Consider the following 20811-nt stretch of genomic DNA (forward strand, 5'->3'; position numbering starts at 1 on the left):
ACGGACAGATGTCCGTTTAGCAAGGCCGGGGTTTGGAAGAATCCCATGAGGAGGACGGGTGCCGCAGCAGAAGGACTCGGGCCGGCGCTCGGACGCACAGCGCAACCGCGAGCGCATCCTGGAGGTGGCGCTCGTCGAACTCTCGCGCTGCGCGGACGCCCCGCTGAGCGCGATCGCCCGGAAGGCGGGCGTCGGGCAGGGCACGTTCTACCGCAACTTCCCCAACCGCGAGTCCCTCGTCCTCGAGATCTACCGCCATGAGATGCGGCAGGTCGCGGAGAGCGCGGAGCACCTGCTCGCCACCCGGGCGCCCGAGGAGGCGCTGCGGGCCTGGATGGACCGGCTCGCCGAGTTCGCCCTGGCCAAGGCGGGCCTCGCCGACGCACTACGCCAGGTCACCAGCACCCCGGGCGGCCCGGTGAAGCCCCCGCCGACCCCGGTGGCCGCCGCGGCGGAACTCCTGCTCCGCGCCAACGAGGAGGCCGGCACCATCCGGCCCGGCGTCACCGCGGACGACTTCCTCCTCGCCATCGCGGGCCTGTGGCAGCTCGGCCCGCACGACGACTGGCGACCCCGCGCCACCCGCCTCCTCGACCTGGTCATGGACGGACTGCGGACGGGCACGCGGGGCGGGTGAGCGCCGGTGCCGGCCGGTCCGGCGGCCGGTCTCACCGGACGAACGGCTCCCGGGGCACCAGGCGGCACAGTGCCTCGTCGAAGCCGTCGAAGCCGTTGGGTTCGTCGGCGAGGTCGCCCAGCGCCGAGAAGAGGGAACCGAACGCGTGCCACAGCGCCGCGTACCGGTCGCAGACCGGGGCCAGGGTGCCCATGGGCAGCGCCTGGCGTCCGGAGGCGTCATCGGCCTCCAGCTCCTGGAGGAACGCGGTGCTGCGGTTGATCGGTGACCGGTGGTTGTCCGCGGTGACCAGGCTGTGGAGCAGCCCGAGTTCCGTGTCGAGGTGCTCGGGCAGGCCCCACACATGCTTCCGGACCCGCTCGGGATCCGTCCCCTCCACCCCGGCCCGTTCGGTCGCACCGGCGATGACCTCGTCGAACTCGGGGACGGTGGTGACGAGTTCGGTACGCCCTCTCAGCTCCTCGTCGGCCGCCCGCAGCACGTCTCGTACGAGTCTGGTCCGGGACGGCCAGCTGCGTGCCTGGCTCGCCGAGACCACGTCCACGCTCCGCCACACCCGGCACTCGCCCACGAACCACTCCTCCACCGTGTGCACGTCCGTCAGCGCACGCGCGGCCCGGTGGTGCCAGACGCGTTCCATCACCGCAGCCAGTTCCTTCAGCAGGTCGCGGTCGTACGCCGTCATCTCGACGTCGGTCGGTGCGGCGGGAACCGTCCCCGGGGGCGCCGGCACGCCGTCGTCGGCGGGGATGTCGAGCCACTGGTGCGGGAACACCTCCCGCCCGAAGCGCACGAAGTCCGGCGTTCTGCGCAGCGCATCCAGATCCGGGTCGTCGAAGAGCAGCCACGAGCGCCGGATCCTCGCATACCCGCTCTCCGCCCTGCGGGCCGCTTCCTTCAGCTCATGGCACGCGGCGTCCACCAGGGCCGATCTGAGCGCCTCGTCCTCGGCGTCGCGCAGAGCGACCGCGTAGGCGCAAGCGGCGTTGTAGCAGCCCTCCCACTCCCGGAACCCGTGGCCCTTGGCCCGGCGGACGGCCCTTCTCAGCTGCCCGAAGTCCGGCGACGCGACCACGGTCCAGTGCTTCATCCGTACGGCCGCCCGCAGCACACCACGGCGCCAACGCAGCGCCGACCGTTCCGGCAGCATGTCGACGAGGGGCTGCGCGCCGTGGACCACCGCCCACACCCGAGCCAGTCGCAGCGGCCCCCACACATCCCGGTTCACCTTCATGGCCGACCTGGTGAGGGAGGTGTCGTCCTGCCGGAACCGGCGCAGCACGTGCACGAGCGGATAGTCCTCGGCCAGCCGGCACAGCTCCACGGCCGAGGCACGCTGGAGGACGAAGGCCACCAGCTGTTCCCCGTGCGGGCCGACCGATCGGGTCTGCTCCAGCAGCCCCTGGAGCCATGGCCTGGCCCCGGCGACACCCGGCGGCAGCAGGTCCTCGGCCAGCACCGCGTACCGGCGCGCGAAGGCGGGCGCCAGCGACTGGCGTATCCGTTGCCTGATCAGGGCCCGGGCGTGCGGCAGCGGGTCGGTCTTGCACCACTGCCGGGCGGTCTGCTCGGCGGTGCCGAGGACGACGGCGAACCGGTAGCGCGCTTGCAGGGCGCCGGGCTGTCCCCACAGGAAGTACAGGTGGGCGAACCGCCGCGGGTGCCATGGCCAGGTCCAGAGCCGGCGGGCATCGCGCTCGCTGCCCTGCCCTCCGATGGCGATGGCTCCGTAGTACGTCTCCAAGGCGTCCAGATACAGGCCCAGTTTCTCCTGGGTGGCTCCGATCTGGTTGCGCAGATGCACATTGGACGGGTCGTACTGGACCGCCTTGTAGTACTGGTCGAGCGCTCCGTCGAAGTCCCGCCGGCGGCTGAGGCGCCGCGCCTCCTGGTAGGCCGCGAACAGCTGGTACGGCAGATCCCGTCCCCGCCAGTCACGCCAGGGGGCCCTGCGGCAGCCCCGGGTGACGGGCAGCAGGGCGGCGACCACCCAGTACGCGGCGGTCCGGGTGACCTCGTCCCAGCTCTCGCCCCAGAGCGTCTCGGCCTTGCTCCCCCTCCAGGCGTAGGAGGTCAGGGTGACGGTGACGCCGCACCCCGGGCTCTTGTCGCGCGTGGTGAGCACTCCGCTCACCCGGTACGCGATCCGCGGACGGATGTGGCTGAACAGCCGGAACAGGCTCGTCGGCAGGTTGGCCGGGTCGAGGTTGACATCACCGAGCAGGTCGAGGAAGTTCTCGGCGGGGGTCTCGGCGGGCAGGTTGGTCGGCGCGTACAGCTCCGTCTCCGACAACTCCTTCCGGAACCGGACCGTCAGAGCCGTCACCGGCGGCACGGGGCTGCCCTGCGGGAGGTCCGCGGAGAACGCCTGGACATCGACCGGTCCGGGCTTGTAGGCGGAGTGGGCGAGCATCGCCCGCCGCAGCGCCCACAGCCCCACGAGCAGCAGTGTCAGCCAGCCGCACCGGATTCCCCAGGTGGCCGCGTCGTTGCCGCCCGCGATCACGATGCCCGTGCCCCCGAGGACATGGGACAGCACGGTCTTGGGCTCCCAGACCGGCTTCCCTCCCCCGATCCGGTACAGGGCGGCCAGGGCCAGAAGCCCCAGAACCACCGCGGCCGCGACCCATCGAGCCCGGTGCACATACGGAAGCGAGGACCGGTCCGCCCTGTTGCGCCTGCTGTGTCGGGGGAACATACTGCCGCCTCGGTCCCACGAGAATCACCGACCCCTCCAGCCTCTCACCCCCCTCCGCCCACGCAAGGCGACCGCCGGACCCCTGGGAGCCGGCCGCCCTGGTGGCGGCGCCGGCCCGACACCGCGGCCCGCGCTCGGCGTCGCCCTCGTCCGGCCCGCGCGTCCCGTCCGGCCGGCCCGCGAGCAGGGCCGGACGTCCCCTGCCCTGGGCGCGCAGGGCGCGCTGTGATGGAAAGGACCGGCCTGAGCGAGGGCCGGCCGCCCGAGCGAGGTACGGCATGGACGACCATCCCACCCGCACCGCACGACTTCGCCGCCTGAGCGCAGCGGTCGGGGTGCCCCGGCTCGAACCCGTCCTGCTGGCCGTGACCACGGCGGCGCTGGCCGCCGGCGGCCTCGCCTGGCTCACCGGTGCGGGCGGCCTCGCCGACCTGCTCTGGGGGCTGGGCACGCTGTCCGCCGTGGTCCCCGCGGCGGGATGGGTCCTGGCCGCCCTGCGGCAGGGGCATGCCGGCGTGGACCTCATCGCCGTACTCGCGCTCGTCGGCACCCTGGCCGTCCATGAGTACCTGGCCGGTGCGCTGATCGCGCTGATGCTCGCCACCGGCCGCACCCTGGAGTCGGCCGCGCAGCGGCGGGCCTCGCACGATCTGCGCGCCTTGCTGGAGCACGCGCCCCGCACGGCGCGCCGCCGCACGGCGGCAGGCGTCGCAACGGTGCCCCTGGCGGAGATCGCCGCCGGTGATCTGCTCGTCGTCGGTCCCGGGGAGGTGGTCCCGGTCGACGGCCGGGTGGCGAGTGCCGCCGCCGTCCTCGACGAGTCGGTGCTGACCGGCGAGTCCGTCCAGGTCGAGCGGCCCCTGGACGAGCGGGTGCGCAGTGGTGTGGTCAACGCCGGTGCCGCCTTCGAACTGCGGGCCACCACCACCGAGGAGGACAGCACCTACGCCGGCATCGTACGGCTGGCCCGGCAGGCCGGAGCCGAGTCGGCGCCGGTGGTCCGGCTGGCCGACCGGTACGCGGCCTGGTTCCTGCCCCTGTCCCTCGCCGTCGCCGCGCTCGCCTGGCTGGTCAGCGGCTCCGCCGTGCGCGCGGTCGCCGTCCTGGTGGTCGCGACCCCCTGCCCGCTGCTGCTGGCCGCCCCGGTCGCGATCGTCTCCGGCCTGTCCCGCGCCTCCCGCCTCGGCGTCGTCATCCGGGACGGCGGGGCCCTGGAGCGGCTCGGCCGCGCCCGCACCCTTCTCCTCGACAAGACCGGCACCCTCACCCGCGGACGTCCGCGGGTGCTCGACGTGACCGCCGCGCCCGGCTTCACCGCCGCCGAGGTGCTGCGCCTGGCGGCCTCGCTCGACCAGTACTCGCCCCATGTCCTCGCCCAGGCCATCGTCGACACAGCCCGCAGCCGCGGACTCACGCTGACGATCCCGTCCGACGTCACGGAGGAGCCGGGCCGGGGCGCCACCGGCACCGTGGCCGGCCAGCGGATCTTCGTCGGCCGCGTCGACCCCGGCGCCGACCGGCCGCCCTGGGCCAGGGCGGCCGAGAACCGGGCCCTGCTGGACGGCGCGGCCGTCGCCTGGCTCACCGTCGACGACCGGCCGGCCGGGGCGCTGCTGCTGCGCGACCCGCCGCGGTCCGACGCCCCGCGCACCCTGCGCCATCTGCGCGCGGCCGGTTTCGACCGGCTGCTGATGCTCACCGGCGACCGCTCCGCACCCGCCCGTGAGGTCGCCGCGGTCCTCGGTCTGGACGGCGTGCACGCCGAGCTGGGCCCGGCCGACAAGGTCGCCGCCGTACGGGCCGAGCGCGAGCGGGCGGTCACCGTGATGGTCGGCGACGGCGTCAACGACGCCCCTGCGCTCGCCGCCGCCGACGTCGGCGTCGCCATGGGCGCCAGAGGCTCCACCGCCTCCTCCGAGGCCGCCGACATCGTGCTCACCACGGACCGCGTCGACCGGCTCGCCGACGCCGTCGCGATCGCCCAGCGCGCCCGGCGCATCGCCGTGCAGAGTGCGCTCGGTGGCATGCTGATGTCGCTGGCCGCGATGGGCGTGGCCGCCGTGGGGCTGCTTCCGCCCGCGGCCGGTGCCCTGCTCCAGGAGGGCATCGACGTCGCGGTGATCCTCAACGCCCTGCGCGCCCTGCGGCTCGGCCCGGCCGCGCGTCCCGCCCTGTCCCCCGAGGCCGAGGCACTCGTCCACCGCTTCGCCGCCGAGCACGACGACCTCCAGGACGTCCTGGAGGCCGTACGGGATGCGGCCGACCGCCTGTCCGACGCGCCCGGCGACCAGGCCCTGGCGGCGGTCGAGGAGACGTACCGGCTGCTCACCGAGCGGCTGCTGCCCCATGAGCACGCCGAGGAGAACGAGCTGTACCCGGCCCTGGCGCCGGCGCTGGGCGGCCCCGAGGCGACCGCCACGATGAGCCGCGCCCACACCGAGATCGAACGCCTCTCCCGGCGCATCGCCACCCATCTCCAACTGGCCCGCTCCGCCGGCGGCCTGTCCCCGGGGCAGCTCGACGATCTGCGCTCCTGCCTCTACGGCCTGAACACCGTGCTGCGGCTGCACTTCACGCAGGAGGAAGAGAACTACTTCTCCCTCGCTCCGTGACAGCGGCCCGGCCCGGGCGGCGCCGATGATGTCCCTGGGTGTCGAAGCGCATCGACGCTGATCGAATGTCTCTCAGACCTTCAATGAGGGGCCGCATCTCAGGCAGATGGAAACTTTCACCGCTGCACGAGTCTTGTTTCGCGCGAAACTTCCCCACTATCTTCGCCTGCCAGGTGAAGCGCTTCGACACTTCTGTGGGAAGGGGCCCCTCCATGCCGCACGAGTGGAACCGCAGAAGCCTGATCCGCGCAGCAGCCTCGGTCGCGGGAGCCGCCACGCTGAGCCCCCTGCTCTCCGCCTGCGGGGGTGGCGGCGCGCAGCGCACCGGCACCCACACCAAGGCGGGCCTGAAAGCGGCGCTGCCCGCGTATGTGCCGCGCACGCCCGTGAAGCCGGACATCGCCTCGGTGGCGGGCAGCGACGGCGCGGTGACCGACCCCGCGTTCCAGCACTACCCGTCCGCGCAGGTCGCCACGGTCTCCGGCACCCCGGGCAAGGGCGGCAGCTACAGCGCCGTCACCCCGCTGTGGGGCACCGTGCCGACGCCAGGCAACTCCTTCTACCGGGCGATGAACAAGGCGCTCGGCGTGCAGCTGACCGTGCGGCCCGCGGACGGCAACCACTACGACACGATCGTCCCGACGATGACGGCGGCACAGCGGTTGCCCGACCGGATCCAGCTGCCGTCCTGGTGGAACAACAACTTCAACGTCGGTGAGCCGGCCGGGACGCAGCTCGCGGACCTCACGCCCTACCTGTCCGGCGACAGGATCAGGAAGTACCCCCATCTCGCCGCGCTGCCGACCAGCGCCTGGCAGGCCGGGGCCTGGGGCGACAAGCTGTTCGGCATACCCTGCTCGTCCAGCAGGTTCGTGGTCCCCGGCACGGTGTTCTACCGGCAGGACATCCTGGCGCCGAAGGGCATCACGGCCGACCAGGTCACCTCCGCGGACGATCTGATGCGTCTGGGCAAGGAGCTGACCGACGCCAGGCGCGGTGTGTGGGCCTTCGACGACCTGTGGACCTACCTCTTCCCCTCCTGGGCCGTGCCCCCGCAGTGGAAGATCGAGGACGGCAAGCTCGTCCACGCCCTCGAACTGCCCCAGTTCCTGGAAGCCCTGGACCGGCACTACCGGGTGGCCGTCGCCGGCTGTGTGCACCCCGACGCCGTCGCCGGCAACACCGCCGGCGGTGCCACCCGTTTCTACTCGGGCAAGGTGCTCTTCTCGGGCGGCGGAACGGGCGCGTGGTCGGTGGCCGACTTCGAGTCCGGCCGGGCCGCGGACAGGAACTACCGGCGGGGCGCGCTCAACGCGCGGCTGAAGCCGCAGCAGATCGAGGAGCTGCCGGCCGTCACCGACTACCCGGCCGCGCCGTACGGCTCCCGCGAGTACACGATGGTCGACTTCGGGGTCGAGGGCGTCCACTACACGGTGAGGAACGGGGTGCCGACATCGTCACCAAGGACTACGCCGCGTGGCAGGCGGCCAACGTCAAGCGCCTGTACAAGCCGGTGTTCCGGAACATGAACATCAGCATGCCGCAGCAGATCGCCCAGGCCAGCGCCGCGCAGTCCGTCCAGGACGTCATCAAGGACTGCTACCACGTCAAGAAGAAGGTGAAGGACGTCCAGAGCGCCATCGCGAGCTGGAAGGCCGGCAGCGGGGAACGGCTCGGCGAGGACGGGTTGTACCGGAAATGACCAACGCATCCACGCTCGGCCGCACCCGCGGAAGGGCCGGCACGGCACAGGCCGCCGCCCGGAGCACGGCACGCGCGGGGCGCTCCCCCCTGGGAGGAACCGCCGACCCCGGTGGGGCAGGCCGCCAGGGGAGTCACCCTCGGCGTGGTCGTGGCCCTCGTCCTCGTCCCGCTGTGGATCATCGTCCTGACCAGTCTGTCCAGCTCGGGCGCCATCAACCGGGCCCGCGGCCTGGTGATCTGGCCGGACGGGCTGAGCACCCAGGCCTACCGGGAGACGCTCGGCGACCCGACCCTGCGCACCGCCCTGCTGGTCAGTCTCGGCATCACCGCCGTCGGCACGGCCGTCTCGCCGGTGGTCTCCGTGCTGTGCGCCTACGGTCTGTCCCGCCCCCGCTCCTTCGGCCACCGCTGGCTGCTCGTCCTGCTCATCATCACGATGTTCGTCAACGGCGGCCTGATCCCGACCTTCCTCGTCGTCTCCGGCCTCGGCGGCTACGGCCGGTGGTGGGCGCTGATCCTGCCCGGAGCGGTCTCGGTCTTCAACATCCTCGTGCTGCGCTCCTCCTACGCCGGGACCTCCGCCGAGCTGATCGACACGGCGCGCACGGACGGCGTCGGCGAGTGGCGCATCCTGTGGTCGATCGTCCTGCCGACCTCCCGCGCCGTGACCGCCGTGATCGCCCTCTTCTACGGCGTCGGCTACTGGAACTCCTTCTCAGACCGCTCCGCTGTCCCTCCAGATGGCGGTGGTGGTGCTGACCCTCGTACCGCTGCTGATCGTCTACCCCTTCGTCCAGAAGCACTTCAGGACCGGAGTGCTCACCGGCGCCGTCAAGGGCTGGCCACTACTCACCCGAGGAACTGCCATGAGGACACACGGCATCACCGACCGCCTGGGCGGACTCGCCTTCGGCGGGGACTACAACCCCGAGCAGTGGGACGAGGCGGTGTGGCGGGAGGACGACGAGCTGATGCGCCGGGCCCGGGTCAACCTGGCCACGGTGGGCGTCTTCTCCTGGGCCCTGCTCGAACCCGAGGAGGGCCGCTACGACTTCGACCGGCTCGACGCCCATATCGAGCGCCTGCACGCGAACGGCGTCGCCGTCGACCTCGCCACCCCGACCGCCTCCCCGCCGCCCTGGTTCACCCTGGCCCACCCCGACGCACTGCCGGTCACCCCCGACGGCACCCGCCTCACCCACGGCAGCCGCGACACCTACTGCCTCGCCGCGCCCGCCTACCGCAGTGCGGCCCGGCGGATCGCCTCCGCCCTGGCCGAACGCTACGGCGACCACCCCGCCCTGGCGTTGTGGCACGTGCACAACGAGTACGGCACGCTCTGCCACTGCGATCACACCGCCGCCGCCTTCCGGGTGTGGCTGCGCGCCCGCCACGGCTCGCTGGACGCCCTCAACGAGGCCTGGGGCACGGCCTTCTGGAGCCAGCGCTACTCCTCCTGGGAGCAGGTGCTGCCGCCGCGTGCGACCCAGTGGCACAAGAACCCCGGGCAGAGCGTGGACTTCCGCCGCTTCTGGTCGGACGAGATCATCGCCGCCTTCCGCGAGCAGCGGGACACGATCCGCGCGCAGAGCGACCGGCCGGTGACGACCAACCTGATGCTGCCCGGCTACCAGAACGTGGACCTGTGGGCCTTCGCCGGTGAACTCGACGTGGTCACGTCCGACCAGTATCCGGGCGCTCCCGGTCTGGACGCCGCCGCCGACGCCGCCTGCCACGCCGACCGCACCCGCTCCCTGGCGGGCGGCGGCCCCTGGCTGCTGATGGAGCAGGGCACCAGTACCGTCTACGACCGCGACCGGACCCTCGCCAAGGAGCCCGGGGAGATCCTGCGCCACACCCTCGGCCATATCGCCCGCGGTTCGGAGGGCGCCCTGTTCTTCCAGTGGCGGCAGTCCCGGGCCGGTGCCGAGACGTGGCACTCCGCGATGGTCCCGCACGCGGGGCCTGACAGCCGGATCTTCCGCGAGGTCACACAGACCGGCGAGGCGGTCGCCCGGCTCGGGGAGCTGGCGGGGTCGACGGTCACCGCCCCGGTGGCCGTCCTGCACGACGCGGACGCCTGGTGGGCGCTGAGCACGGACGGCCTGCCCTCCCCCGGCCTCGACTACCACGCGTCGCTCGCCGCCGCGCACCGGGCGCTGTGGGACGCGGGCATCACGGTCGACTTCGCCCATCCCGAGCACGAGTTGAGCCGCTACCGGCTCGTCGTCGCGCCGGCCCTGTTCCTGATGTCCGACCAGGGCGCCGAGAACCTGCGCCGGTATGTCGAAGGCGGTGGGACGCTGCTCGTCCAGCACGCGAGCGGATACGTCGACGCCCGCGTGCACGCCCGCCTCGGCGGATACCCCGCCGCACCGCTGCGGGAGGCGCTGGGCATCCGGGTCGAGGAGTACCGGCCGCTGCGGGCCGGCGAGCGGATCACCCTCTCCGACGGCTCGCACGGCACGGTCTGGAGCGAGTCCCTGCACACCGAGGGCGCCGAGACCCTCGCCGCCTACACCCACGGCATGCTCACCGGCCGCCCGGCGCTCACCCGGCACCGCCTCGGCACCGGGCAGGGCTGGTATCTCTCCACCCGCCTGGACGACGGCGACTACGGCGCCCTGGTCGGCCGACTGCTGAAGGAGGCCGACGTCCAGCCGGACTACCCGGAGCTGCCGGCCGGTGTCGAGGCCGTCACCCGGCACGCCGCCGACGGCCGCCACTGGCACGTCCTGATCAACCACACCCCCGCCGCCGTCCCGCTGCACGCCCCCGCCCACGACCTGCTCACCGGCACGACGGCCGGTGAACTGCCGCCCGGCGGCTGCGCGGTGCTGCGCGGGCAATGACCCGTCACCGCCCTTCCGGCCGACCACCTGACGAAAGGACCCCCAGGGTGCCAGACCAGCACCGGGCCGCCCACGCGGCCGCCCCCGTCATCCCCGGCTTCCATCCCGACCCCAGCATCTGCCGGGTGGGCGAGGATTACTACCTCGCCTGCTCCAGCTTCGAGTACTTCCCCGGTGTACCCCTGTTCCACAGCCGTGACCTGGTGCACTGGACCCAGATCGGCAACGTACTGGACCGGCCGGAGCAGCTGCGGCTGCCTGCCTCGATGCCGTCCTCGCGCGGCATCTACGCTCCCACCCTGCGCCACCACGACGGCCGCTTCTGGCTGATCGTCACCACCGTCCGGGAGGGCGGCGGCAATCTGGTCGTGACGGCCACCGACCCGGCCGGGCCCTGGTCGGACCCCGTATGGGCACCGGGCGTGCCCGGTATCGATCCCGACCTGGCGTGGGACGAGGACGGCACCTGCTGGTGCACCGTCGCCGGGGTGTCGCAGATCCGGCTCGACCCGTCCACCGGACAGACCTACGGGGAGCCGCGGAAGATCTGGTCCGGCACACCAGGCGCCAAGGCACCGGAGGCTCCGCACCTGTACCGGATCGGCGGGTACTGGTACCTCCTCATCGCCGAGGGCGGCACCGAACGCTGCCACGGTGTGTCGGTCGCCCGCGGCCGGACGCCCAACGGCCCGTTCGAGCCCTGCCCGGACAACCCGGTCCTCACCCACCGCGGCACCGACCACCCCGTGCAGAACACCGGGCACGCCGATCTGGTCCAGGGCCCCGACGGCTCCTGGTGGATGGTCCTGCTCGGGGTGCGGCCGCGCGGCGGCACCCCCGGCTGGCACGTGCTCGGCCGGGAGACCTTCCTGGCGCCGGTGACCTGGGAGGACGGCTGGCCGGTCGTCGGCCCGGTGGCCCCGGACCCGGCCACGCTGCCCTGGCCCCTCGTCCCCGGCCCGGCCGAGGCGCCGCGGGAGGACTTCGACCTGGCCGAACCGGGTCCCTCGTGGATCTCCCTGCGGGACCGCCCGGCGGAGCACTGCACCACCAAGGAGCGCCCGGGGTGGCTGACGCTCCGCGCGCGGGGCGGTTCCCTGGACGAGCCCGACGTCGTCTTCCTCGGCCGGCGCCAGCAGCACCCGTCGTGCCGGGCCCGGGTCCTGGTGGACGCGGCGGAGGGCAGCGGCGGTCTCGCCGTCCGGCTCGACGAGCAGCACCACTACGCGATCGAGGTGGCCGGCGCCGAGGTGCGGGTGGTCGCGCGCATCGGCCCGCTGCGCACGGTCGTGGCCGCGCAGCCCGCCCCCACCGGACCGGTGGTTCTCGGCATCACCGTCAGTGATCCGACGCCACCGGTCGGACCGTGCACCGGGCCGGATGTCGTCACCCTCGGCGTCGAACAGCCCGACGGCACGTTCACCGCCCTCGCCTCGCTCGACGGCCGCTATCTGTCGACCGAGGTCGCCGGCGGCTTCACCGGCCGCGTCATCGGCATGTACGCCACCGAGAACACCGTCCACTTCGACTGGTTCGACTACGAGCCGCTCGACGGCTGACCTCCTCCCGGCCGCGCGGCGCACCACGCCCACCGCCCACCGAAAGGCACGACGGATCCGAAAGGGACGACATATGGCAGACATACGGCATCCCGCACGCCACCGCGGCCGCCCACCCGGTCGCCTGGCGGCCCTGCTGCTGGCGCTGGCCGTCCTCCTGGGGCTGGCCGGCGGCACCGCCCTGGCCGCGCCCGGCAGCACCCGGGAACCGGCGGGCGGGGCGGTCAGGGTTCCGGCCTCCGCCAGGGGCGCGGTGGCCGCGATGCAGCCGAGCTGGAACCTGGGCAACACCCTGGACGCGATTCCCGACGAGACGTCCTGGGGCAACCCGCCGGTCACCAAGGCGCTGTTCGACACCATCCGCGCGCAGGGCTTCCGCAGCGTCCGCATCCCGGTGACCTGGAGCGGCCACCAGTCCGCCAGCGCGCCCTACACCATCGACGCCACGTTCCTGAGCCGCGTCAGGCAGGTGGTCGACTGGGCGCTCGCGGACGGGCTCTATGTCGTGATCAACGTCCACCACGACTCGTGGCAGTGGATCGCGGACATGCCGGCCCACCACGACACGGTGCTGGCCCGCTTCGACGCCATCTGGTCCCAGGTCGCCACGGCGTTCCGGGACGAGCCGCGCACCCTGCTCTTCGAGAGCATCAACGAGCCGCAGTTCAACAACGCCACGGACGCGCAGAAGACCCAGTTCCTCGACGAACTCAACACGTCCTTCCACACCATCGTCCGCGCCTCGGGCGGCCGGAACGCCGGCCGTCTGCTGGTCCTGCCCACCCTGGGCTGCTCACCCACCCAGCCCCTGATGGACGACCTGGCCGCCACGATGGGCAGGCTGCACGACAAGAACCTCGTCCCCACCGTGCACTACTACAGCTGGTACCCGTTCAGCGTGAACATCGCGGGCGGCACCCGGTACGACGCGACCGCGCAGAAGGACCTCACCGACGCCTTCGCCCGGATGCACGACACGTTCGTCGCCAAGGGCATCCCGGTCTACCTCGGCGAGTACGGCACGCTCAGCTGGCCCGACTACACCCACCCCGACCCCATCGAGCGGGGTGAGGGGCTGAAGTACTTCGAACAGCTCGGCTACCAGGCGCGCGTCGCCGGGGTCACGACGGCCCTGTGGGACCCCTTCTCCCTGCTGAACCGCTCCACCCTCCAGTGGCGGGACCCGGCCCTGTTCGCCTGGATCAGGTCGAGCTGGACCACCCGCTCGGGAACCGCCTCCTTCGACAAGGTCTTCCTGCCGAAGTCGGGCCCGATCACCGCCCAGACGCTCACCCTCAACCTGAACGGCACCTCGTTCCGGGGCCTGTGGCAGGGCCGCACCCGGCTCGTCCCGGGACGGGACTACACCGTCTCCGGCGACCGGCTCACCCTCACGGCCGGCGCCCTGACCCGGCTCGCCGGCGACCGGGCCTACGGGGTCGACGCCACGCTCAAGGCCCGGTTCTCCGCGGGACTTCCCTGGCAGATCGACATCGTCACCTACGACCCTCCGGTGCTGTCGGACGCCACGGGTACGACCGGTTCGTTCGCCCTTCCCACGCAGTACCGGGGTGACCTGCTGGCGACCATGGAGGCCACCTACGCCGACGGCAGCAACGCGGGACAGGCCTCGTGGACGCCGTACCAGGAGTTCAACAGGGCCTTCTCGCCTGACTATCCGAACGGCACGATCATCCTGACCACGGACTTCCTGAACACGCTGCGCGACGGGGAACCGGTGACGCTGAAGTTCCACTTCTGGAGCGGCACCGTCGTCACCTACCACGTCACCAGGTCCGGAAGCACGGTCACCGGCTCGGCCTCCTGACCGGCCGCCCGCCCCGGCCCCCGCCCGGCGGCCAGGGCGACCCGGGCCCGTGCCCGGCCGTCAGGCGCTGGAGCGGGTGACCAGGCGGGTGGGCAGGATCAGCGGGGTGGGGTCCTGCCCGTCGACGAGCGCGACGAGCATGCGCGCCATCTCCCGCCCGAGGGCCGTGATGGGCTGGTGGACCGTGGTGAGCGGCGGATCGGCGATCCGCGCGACGGCCAGGTCGTCGAAGCCGACCACCGCGACCTCGGCGGGGACCGTCCGCCCGGCCTCGCGCAGAACGCGCAGCGCTCCCACGGCCATGTTGTCGTTGGCGGCGAACACCCCGTCCAGGTCCGGGTGGTGGGCCAGCAGCGCGGCCATCGCGGCGGCTCCGCCGGTCTCGGTGAAGTCCCCCTCCTGCGGCGGCAACGGCTCGAGTCCGGCCGCGAGCACGGCGTCCCGGTAGCCGCGGTACCGCGCGCGCCCGGCCTCGGTGTCCAGCCGCCCGCAGATCGCGGCCACGCGGGTCCGCCCGCGCGAGACCAGGTGCTCGGTGGCCTCCCGGGCGCCCCCGACGTTGTCGACGTCCACGTACCAGCGGGGAGTCGAACCGACCGGGCGGCCGCCGAACACGACGGGCATCTCCGCCTCCTCGGCCACCCGGGCCAGCGGATCGCCTTCGCGCAGCGCCATCAGCATGACCCCGTCGGCGCCCCGGGACCGGAGGAGTTCGGCCACCCGCTTGCGGCCCCGCTCGGAGGCGGCCAGACACAGCATCAGATGCAGGTCGGCCTCCTCCAGAGCGGCCGACGCCCCCACGATCACCTGGGCGAAGAACGGGTCGGCGAAGATCGAGGGGTCCTCCCCCGAGACGACCAGGGCAGCCGCTCCGGTCTGCCGGGTGGCCAGCGCGCGGGCGGTCGGATTGGGGACGTAGTCCAGCTGCCGTACGGCCTGTTCCACCGCCTCGCGCTTGGCGCTGCTGACGTGCGGGGCGTTGTTGAGGACGCGGGAGGCCACCGAGCGGGAGACGCCGGCAAGCCGTGCCACCTCGTCGAGCGTCGCCTGCCGACGGGGCACGTCTGCCGCCATGGGCCATCCGCCTTTCCGCACCGGGAGCGCTTCCAGTCACAGGACTGTACGACTCACCGTTCCGCGTGGGAAGGGCAGTTGAGGCATCGACTCTTGACAGCTTTACCAGTGCGTAACACGATACCGGCCGTACCCAGAAGGCCCTCCGTGTCACTGGAACCGCTTCCAATGGGAGCGCTCCCAAGCTCGCACCACCGCACTTCCTCAGCGCGTCGCACGCCCGGGACGAGAGCGTGCGGCGCACCCCCACCAGGAAACCGAGGTACCGACATGCGCCGCCACAGGCTCCGTACCCTCATGGCAGCGATAGGCGCTCTGCCGCTGCTGCTCGCCGTCGCACCGTCCGCGCACGCGGCCGACCCGACCACCATGACCAACGGCTTCTACGTCGACCCCGCTTCCAGCGCGAAGCAGTGGGTGGCCGCCAACCCCGGCGACGGGCGGGCGGCCGCCATCGGCGCGGCCATCGCCAACACCCCGATGGCCCACTGGTTCGGCTCCTGGAGCGGTACCATCGGCACCGCCGCGGGTGCCTACGTGGGCGCGGCGGACCAGCAGGACAAGCTGCCCCTGCTCGTCGCGTACAACATCTACCACCGTGACTACTGCGGCGGGCAGTCCTCCGGCGGAGCCTCCTCGCCGTCCGCCTACGCGAACTGGATCTCCCAGTTCGCCGGCGGGATCGCCGGCCGCCCCGCCCTCGTCCTCCTGGAACCCGACTCCCTCGCGGACTACAGCTGTATGACCCAGGCTCAGATCGACGAGCGCCAGGGCATGATCACCGGCGCCGTCTCCGAGTTCGCCCGCCAGGCGCCCAACACCTGGGTCTATCTCGACGCCGGGAACTCCGGCTGGGTGAGCGCCGCGACCATGGCCCAGCGCCTCAACGCGGCCGGCCTGCGCCAGGCCCACGGCTTCTCGCTCAACATCTCCAACTACTTCCCCACGGCGGACAACATCGCCTACGGCAACGCCGTCAACAGCGAACTGAGCGCCCGCTACGGCTACACCAAGCCGTTCGTCGTGGACACCAGCCGCAACGGCAACGGCTCCAACGGCCAGTGGTGCAACCCCTCCGGCCGACGGATCGGCACGCCCACCCAGAAGGGCGGAGGCGCCGAGATGCTGCTGTGGATCAAGACCCCGGGCGAGTCCGACGGCAACTGCGGCGTCGGAACCGGCTCCACGGCGGGCCAGTTCCTCCCCGAGGTCGCCTACAAGATGATCTACGGCTACTGATCCCGGACCCTGCGCCCGGCCATCCCCTTCCCCGCGGCCGGGCGGCGGACCCTCCCCCAGCCATCCCCGACCAGGAGCAGCCATGACACCCTGCAGCCTACGGCGCCGCGCGACCGCCCTCCTCGCGGCGCTCACCGCCTGCGCCGCCTTCACCGCGACGCAGGCGCAGGCCACGCCCGCGCACCACGCGCTCAGCCCGGCCACGAAGTTCTACGTGGACCCGCACAGCAAGGCCGCCCGGCAGGCCCTCGTCGACCTCAGGAACGGCGACACCGAGGACGCCGTCGACATGGCCAGGCTCGCGAGCTGGCCGCAGGCCGCGTGGTTCACCGACGGCACACCCGACGAGGTGCGCGGCAGGGTCCACCAGCTGGTCCGCCGGGCGCACGCCGTCGACCGGACCCCCGTCCTGGTGGCGTACGACATCCCCGGCCGGGACTGCTCGCAGTACTCCAGCGGCGGAGCCGCGTCCTCCGCCGCCTACCGCCAGTGGATCGACGCCTTCGCCGCCGGCATCGGCGACACCGAGGCGGTGGTCGTCGTCGAACCCGACGGGCTGGCCAACCTGCCCAAGGACTGCGGGCCCACCACCGACCCGACCGGCGACCTCACCACCGCCCGCATCGCCGACCTCGCGTATGCCGTGAAGACCCTGAAGGCCAGGTCCCACAGCACGGTCTACCTGGATGCGGGCAACGTGCAGTGGCGGGCGGTCGGCGACATCGCGCAGCGGCTGGAGGACGCCGGGGTCCGCGACGCCGACGGCTTCTCCCTGAACGTGTCCAACATGCTCCCCACCGACCACAACGCCCGATACGGCACCTGGATCGCCAAGTGCCTCTGGTACGCCACCGAGGGCCCGGAGCAGGCGCGCGGCCACACCGACTGGTGCGCCAGCCAGTACTACTCGTCCGCCGCCCCCAACGACGGCACCCCCGGCGGCTCCGTCTCCTCCACCGACCCCACCACCTGGCGGTGGACCGACGCCTGGTACGACCAGAACGTGGGCACCCCGCCCGCCGACGAGCTGCGCCACTTCGTGATCGACACCAGCCGCAACGGTCAGGGCGCCTGGAGTCCGGCGCCGGGCAAGTACACCGGGGACCCGGAGGTCTGGTGCAACGCGCCCGGCCGCGGTCTCGGCCCGCGCCCGACCGCCGACACCGGCGTCCCGCTGGTCGACGCCTATCTGTGGATCAAGACCCCCGGCGAGTCCGACGGCAGCTGCACCCGTAACACCGGCGGGACGATCGACCCCGAGTACGGCATCGTCGACCCGCCCGCCGGCGCCTGGTGGCCCGACCAGGCGCACACCCTGGCCCGCAACGCCGTACCCCGTCTGACGTTCAACCGCTGAGCCCGCGCGGTGCCTGCGGCCCGGTGGCCCCCGGCGGTCCGGGGACACCGGGTCCGGGCCCGGGCGGGTGCGGCACATCTTCCTCCAGCTTCTCGAAGAAGAACTCGTGCTTGAGGAAGGAGACGTCGTACTCGTGGCCTGCTTGCGGCGGCAGCAGCTGGGAGACCTGGAACAGGCGCCAGCCGTCGTGCAGCGCGGCGAGCCCGGTGGGGTACGGCGGCTCGTCGCCGTCACCGGTCGTCGGACGGGACCGGCCGGTGCCGTCGTACCGGGACCAGCCCACGACATCGGAGTCGAGTGCCGACGTCGCGAGGTAGAGCACCAGGACGTGCTGCCTCATCGGTGACTCCTCAGGGCCGGCCGGTTGCTGACGCGGGTGACCCAGTACTCGACGTCGAAGGAGTCGTCACCGGTCAGGGCGCGCCACAGCAGCACCCGCTGGTGGATCTCCAGCCGGGCCGTGGCCTGCTCGTACCAGGGGAAGTACCTGCCGAGTTCCGCGGTCACCGCGGGGTCGTGCAGGTCGGAGGTGTCCCAGAGCAGCACCTGCGGCACGGTCGGGTTGAGGCGGAGTTTGTACATGAACCGGCGGTCCGCGGTGTCGTTGCGGCGGCCGCTGTGCCAGATGCCGTGGTGCACGAGGACGACCGTGCCGGCCGGGCAGGTCAGCCGCGTCTGCCCCCGGAGGTTCTGCACCCGGCCGATGTCCGTCTCGTTGATCCTGCGCAGATGGCTGCCGGGCACACTGAGCGTGCCGCCCATTCCGGCGGTCACCTCGTGCGGGTAGTACATGAGCTGGATGTCGAAGGCGTCCGGCCGCACATCGATGATCGCGTCGGCGTGCAGGGGCTGCGCCTGTCCCTCGCACGGCTCGCGCACGTGCACCGCGTGGTGGTCGACGGTCGGCCCGGGACCGACCAGGCTCTCCACCGCGCCGGCGACGGCCGGCAGGGCGAGCAGCTGATGGACGAAGGTGTCCTGCGCGAACGCCTCGGCCAGCGGGGTGCCGTACGGCACCGGCGGCAGGCCTTCCGTCAGGGCTGCCAGGGCCCGTTCGTTGATCTCCGGTGGCACCACTGCGTCCAGCCGCACATATCCGTGCGCGACGAACCGTGCCACCTGAACCGAGGTCAGGAGTCGCTTGGTGGTGGGCATGCGACGACCGTACGGGCCCCGGCGGCCCGGGTCGTGGGCCGAAATCGTCCACCGCTGGTAGCTTTCCACCCTCGTGAAGCGCGCAACGCTACGGCTCGACGAGCCGCCCACCGTGGTCGGCGCCGGTATCGGGGTACACGGCGTGGCCACCGCACACGACGTCTTCCGGCTGCCCGGCCTGTGGCAGCTGCACCTCTACGGCTACGACGGCGAGCTGCGTCTCGGCCGGTCGGTGCACACCGTCCGGCCCGGCCGGGTCAGCCTGGTGCCCCCGGACACCGAGGTGCACTTCCACTACCGGGGCAGGTCGGAGCATCTCTACGTCCACTTCCGGCTGCGGGGCACCGGAAGCGCACGGGAGGTCCCGGTGATGCAGGACGCCGCGGCCGAGCGTGCGGTCCTGACCGATCTGCTCCGGCACACCGTGACGGCCATGCCAGACTCTCCCGCACGTGCCTCCGCCGAGGTCTGGTCCGCCCTGTGGCGCATCGCCGAGCTGCCGAGGGGCGCCGAAGCCGGACGCGTGCACCCCTATGTGGCCGCCGCCCAGGCCTACCTGGAGGAACACCTGGCCGGGCCGCTGTCCGTACCGGAGGTGGCGCGCGCGGTCGGTGTCTCGCACACCCATCTGACCCGGGTGTTCCGTGCCGAGACCGGCCGCACGGTGGTGTCGTACATCCGATACCGGCGTCTGCAACGCGCCCGTCATCTGCTGTTGTCGTCCACGCTGTCCGTCTCCGCCATCGCCGCGGCCGTCGGCATCGCCGACCTCCAGGCCTTCAACAAGGCCTGCCGCCGGGAGCTGGGCGCGAGCCCGCGTGCCGTACGGGCGGCCGGGCCCGAGGAACCCCTGGGCGCGCCGTTGACATGCCGCTGAGCGGAGCAATCACCGGTGTGCCGGGCCGTGGCGCACCAGGCTGGACGGGTGAAGCACCCAGGGACCGGCCGGGAGCCGGAGGACGCCGCCGACACCCGGGCGCGGCCGCCGGCGCCGCCCGCGTGGCTGCGCTGGCTGCCGGTCCTCTATGTCGTGGTCGTGCTGCTGTTGGAGCCGGTGACTCCGGTGGACTGGCCGGTGAGCTTCGTGCTGATCGCCGTACCCCTGGTGGCCGCCTTCGCCCATGGACCGGCCGGTGTCGCCGCCGCCACGCTGTTCGCCCTCGTCCTGGAAGGGGTGCTGGCCGGCACCCCGTGCTGCGCCGGCCGGGCCGTCGGCTATCTGTGGGACCGTCACTACGTCGCCTCCTATGTGTGTACGGCCCTGGTGGGCGGCCTCGGCGCGATCCTGGCCGCCCACCGGATCCGGCGTGAGCGCACCCTCGCCGATGTGCGCTTCGTGGCGGAGACCGCGCAGCGGGTGCTGCTGCGCCCGGTGCCGCACCGCATCGGCAACCTGCTCCTGGAGAGTCTGTACCTCTCCGCCGCCGCGGAGGCCCGGATCGGCGGCGACCTGTACGAGGCCGTGCCCACCCGGCACGGGGTCCGGCTGCTCATCGGCGATGTCCGCGGCAAGGGACTGCTGGCGGTGGAGACCGCGGCGGCCCTGCTCGGCGCGTTCCGGGAGGCGGCGCACGACGAACCCGATCTGCCCGCTCTCGTCGGCCGCCTGGAGACGAGCATGAGGCGCCGGGCGACGCAGCTCGGCGGCCGGGAGACCGGCGAGCGGTTCGTCACCGCGGTCTTCGCCGAGATCCCGGCCGACGGCCAGGTCGTCCGCATCGTCAACTGCGGCCATCCGCCCCCGCTCTCGCTGCGGGCCGGCGAGGTGCGCGAGCTGGACAGCGGGCGGTCGGCTCCGCCGCTGAACCTGGGCATGCTGGTCGACGACCCCTATCAGGTGGACGCGTACCCGTTCCGCCCCGGTGATCAGCTGCTGCTGTACACGGACGGCGTCACGGAGACACGGAACGCGGCCGGTGTCTTCTATCCCCTGGTGGAGCGCCTGCGTTCGTGGGGTCCGCTGCCGCCGGGGGATCTGCTCGCCCGGCTCCACGACGACCTGCTGGCCTACAGCCACACCGGTCTGACGGACGACACCGCGGCACTCGCGGTCTGTCTGCTGCCCGAGGCGCCGTGAACGGGCCCGGTGCGCGGCC

Annotated in this window: 15 protein-coding genes and 1 pseudogene; 12 read left to right on the top strand and 4 right to left on the bottom strand. The window is 72.7% G+C overall.

The genetic code is table 11. From position 1 onward, the window contains the following. Nucleotides 1-58: 58 nt before the first annotated feature. Nucleotides 59-637 carry a TetR/AcrR family transcriptional regulator gene (locus ACZ5CZ_RS29240; RefSeq protein ID WP_385841289.1) on the top strand — a complete coding sequence of 193 codons (579 nt, stop codon included), beginning with the start codon at nucleotides 59-61 and terminating at the stop codon, nucleotides 635-637. A gap of 31 nt (nucleotides 638-668) precedes the next feature. Here the strand turns inward: ACZ5CZ_RS29240 and ACZ5CZ_RS29245 are convergent, their stop codons facing one another. After that, on the bottom strand, nucleotides 669-3251 hold the full coding sequence (locus ACZ5CZ_RS29245; RefSeq protein ID WP_468947272.1) for a hypothetical protein: 2583 nt from the start codon (nucleotides 3249-3251) through the stop codon (nucleotides 669-671). 362 nt (nucleotides 3252-3613) lie between these two features. On the opposite strand from ACZ5CZ_RS29245, the gene ACZ5CZ_RS29250 reads away from it, so the two are divergent. The 7 genes and pseudogenes from ACZ5CZ_RS29250 (at nucleotide 3614) to ACZ5CZ_RS29280 (ending at nucleotide 13890) form a co-directional block, all read left to right on the top strand. Continuing rightward, a complete protein-coding gene (locus ACZ5CZ_RS29250) occupies nucleotides 3614-5947 on the top strand; it encodes a heavy metal translocating P-type ATPase (RefSeq protein WP_468947274.1) in 2334 nt (777 codons plus the stop codon). A 212-nt stretch (nucleotides 5948-6159) separates the two neighbouring features. Then, a complete protein-coding gene (locus tag ACZ5CZ_RS29255; RefSeq protein WP_468947275.1) occupies nucleotides 6160-7476 on the top strand; it encodes an ABC transporter substrate-binding protein in 1317 nt (438 codons plus the stop codon). Then, nucleotides 7473-7649, top strand: coding sequence for a hypothetical protein (locus ACZ5CZ_RS29260; protein WP_468947277.1), 177 nt, complete (start codon nucleotides 7473-7475; stop codon nucleotides 7647-7649). The genes ACZ5CZ_RS29255 and ACZ5CZ_RS29260 overlap by 4 nt, the downstream gene beginning before the upstream one ends. Nucleotides 7650-8012: 363 nt before the next feature. Next, nucleotides 8013-8306, top strand: a pseudogene (locus tag ACZ5CZ_RS29265) (ABC transporter permease subunit); the annotation flags it as partial. A 211-nt stretch (nucleotides 8307-8517) separates the two neighbouring features. Continuing rightward, complete coding sequence (locus tag ACZ5CZ_RS29270; RefSeq protein WP_468947372.1) at nucleotides 8518-10503, top strand: beta-galactosidase; 1986 nt, start codon at nucleotides 8518-8520, stop codon at nucleotides 10501-10503. Nucleotides 10504-10550: 47 nt separating this feature from the next. Next, a complete protein-coding gene (locus ACZ5CZ_RS29275; RefSeq protein ID WP_468947279.1) occupies nucleotides 10551-12062 on the top strand; it encodes a glycoside hydrolase family 43 protein in 1512 nt (503 codons plus the stop codon). 73 nt (nucleotides 12063-12135) lie between these two features. After that, complete coding sequence (locus ACZ5CZ_RS29280; RefSeq protein ID WP_468947280.1) at nucleotides 12136-13890, top strand: cellulase family glycosylhydrolase; 1755 nt, start codon at nucleotides 12136-12138, stop codon at nucleotides 13888-13890. Between the two features lie 60 nt (nucleotides 13891-13950). On the opposite strand, the gene ACZ5CZ_RS29285 is transcribed toward ACZ5CZ_RS29280, so the two are convergent. Next, a complete protein-coding gene (locus ACZ5CZ_RS29285) occupies nucleotides 13951-14964 on the bottom strand; it encodes a LacI family DNA-binding transcriptional regulator (RefSeq protein ID WP_385841298.1) in 1014 nt (337 codons plus the stop codon). 297 nt (nucleotides 14965-15261) lie between these two features. On the opposite strand from ACZ5CZ_RS29285, the gene ACZ5CZ_RS29290 reads away from it, so the two are divergent. Both ACZ5CZ_RS29290 and ACZ5CZ_RS29295 read left to right on the top strand, forming a co-directional pair. Next, nucleotides 15262-16203, top strand: coding sequence for a glycoside hydrolase family 6 protein (locus ACZ5CZ_RS29290; protein ID WP_385841300.1), 942 nt, complete (start codon nucleotides 15262-15264; stop codon nucleotides 16201-16203). An 82-nt stretch (nucleotides 16204-16285) separates the two neighbouring features. After that, a complete protein-coding gene (locus tag ACZ5CZ_RS29295) occupies nucleotides 16286-17560 on the top strand; it encodes a glycoside hydrolase family 6 protein (protein WP_468947283.1) in 1275 nt (424 codons plus the stop codon). Here the strand turns inward: ACZ5CZ_RS29295 and ACZ5CZ_RS29300 are convergent. Next, nucleotides 17550-17900 (bottom strand): hypothetical protein, encoded by a 351-nt coding sequence (locus tag ACZ5CZ_RS29300; RefSeq protein WP_468947284.1) that lies wholly within the window; start codon nucleotides 17898-17900, stop codon nucleotides 17550-17552. The genes ACZ5CZ_RS29295 and ACZ5CZ_RS29300 overlap by 11 nt on opposite strands. Further along, the gene (locus ACZ5CZ_RS29305; protein ID WP_468947286.1) at nucleotides 17897-18715 is read right to left on the bottom strand and encodes a phytanoyl-CoA dioxygenase family protein; all 819 of its coding nucleotides are present in this window, start codon (nucleotides 18713-18715) and stop codon (nucleotides 17897-17899) included. Before ACZ5CZ_RS29305 ends, ACZ5CZ_RS29300 begins: the two co-directional genes overlap by 4 nt. A gap of 73 nt (nucleotides 18716-18788) precedes the next feature. Here ACZ5CZ_RS29305 and ACZ5CZ_RS29310 point away from each other — a divergent pair, with 73 nt between their 5' ends. Together ACZ5CZ_RS29310 and ACZ5CZ_RS29315 are read left to right on the top strand one after the other, a co-directional pair. Further along, nucleotides 18789-19592 (top strand): AraC family transcriptional regulator, encoded by an 804-nt coding sequence (locus ACZ5CZ_RS29310; RefSeq protein WP_468947287.1) that lies wholly within the window; start codon nucleotides 18789-18791, stop codon nucleotides 19590-19592. Between the two features lie 126 nt (nucleotides 19593-19718). Beyond that, nucleotides 19719-20792, top strand: a complete 1074-nt coding sequence (locus tag ACZ5CZ_RS29315) for a PP2C family protein-serine/threonine phosphatase (RefSeq protein ID WP_385841358.1) — start codon at nucleotides 19719-19721, stop codon at nucleotides 20790-20792. Nucleotides 20793-20811 lie beyond the last annotated feature (19 nt).

Source organism: Streptomyces sp. NPDC031418 (assembly GCF_055581605.1).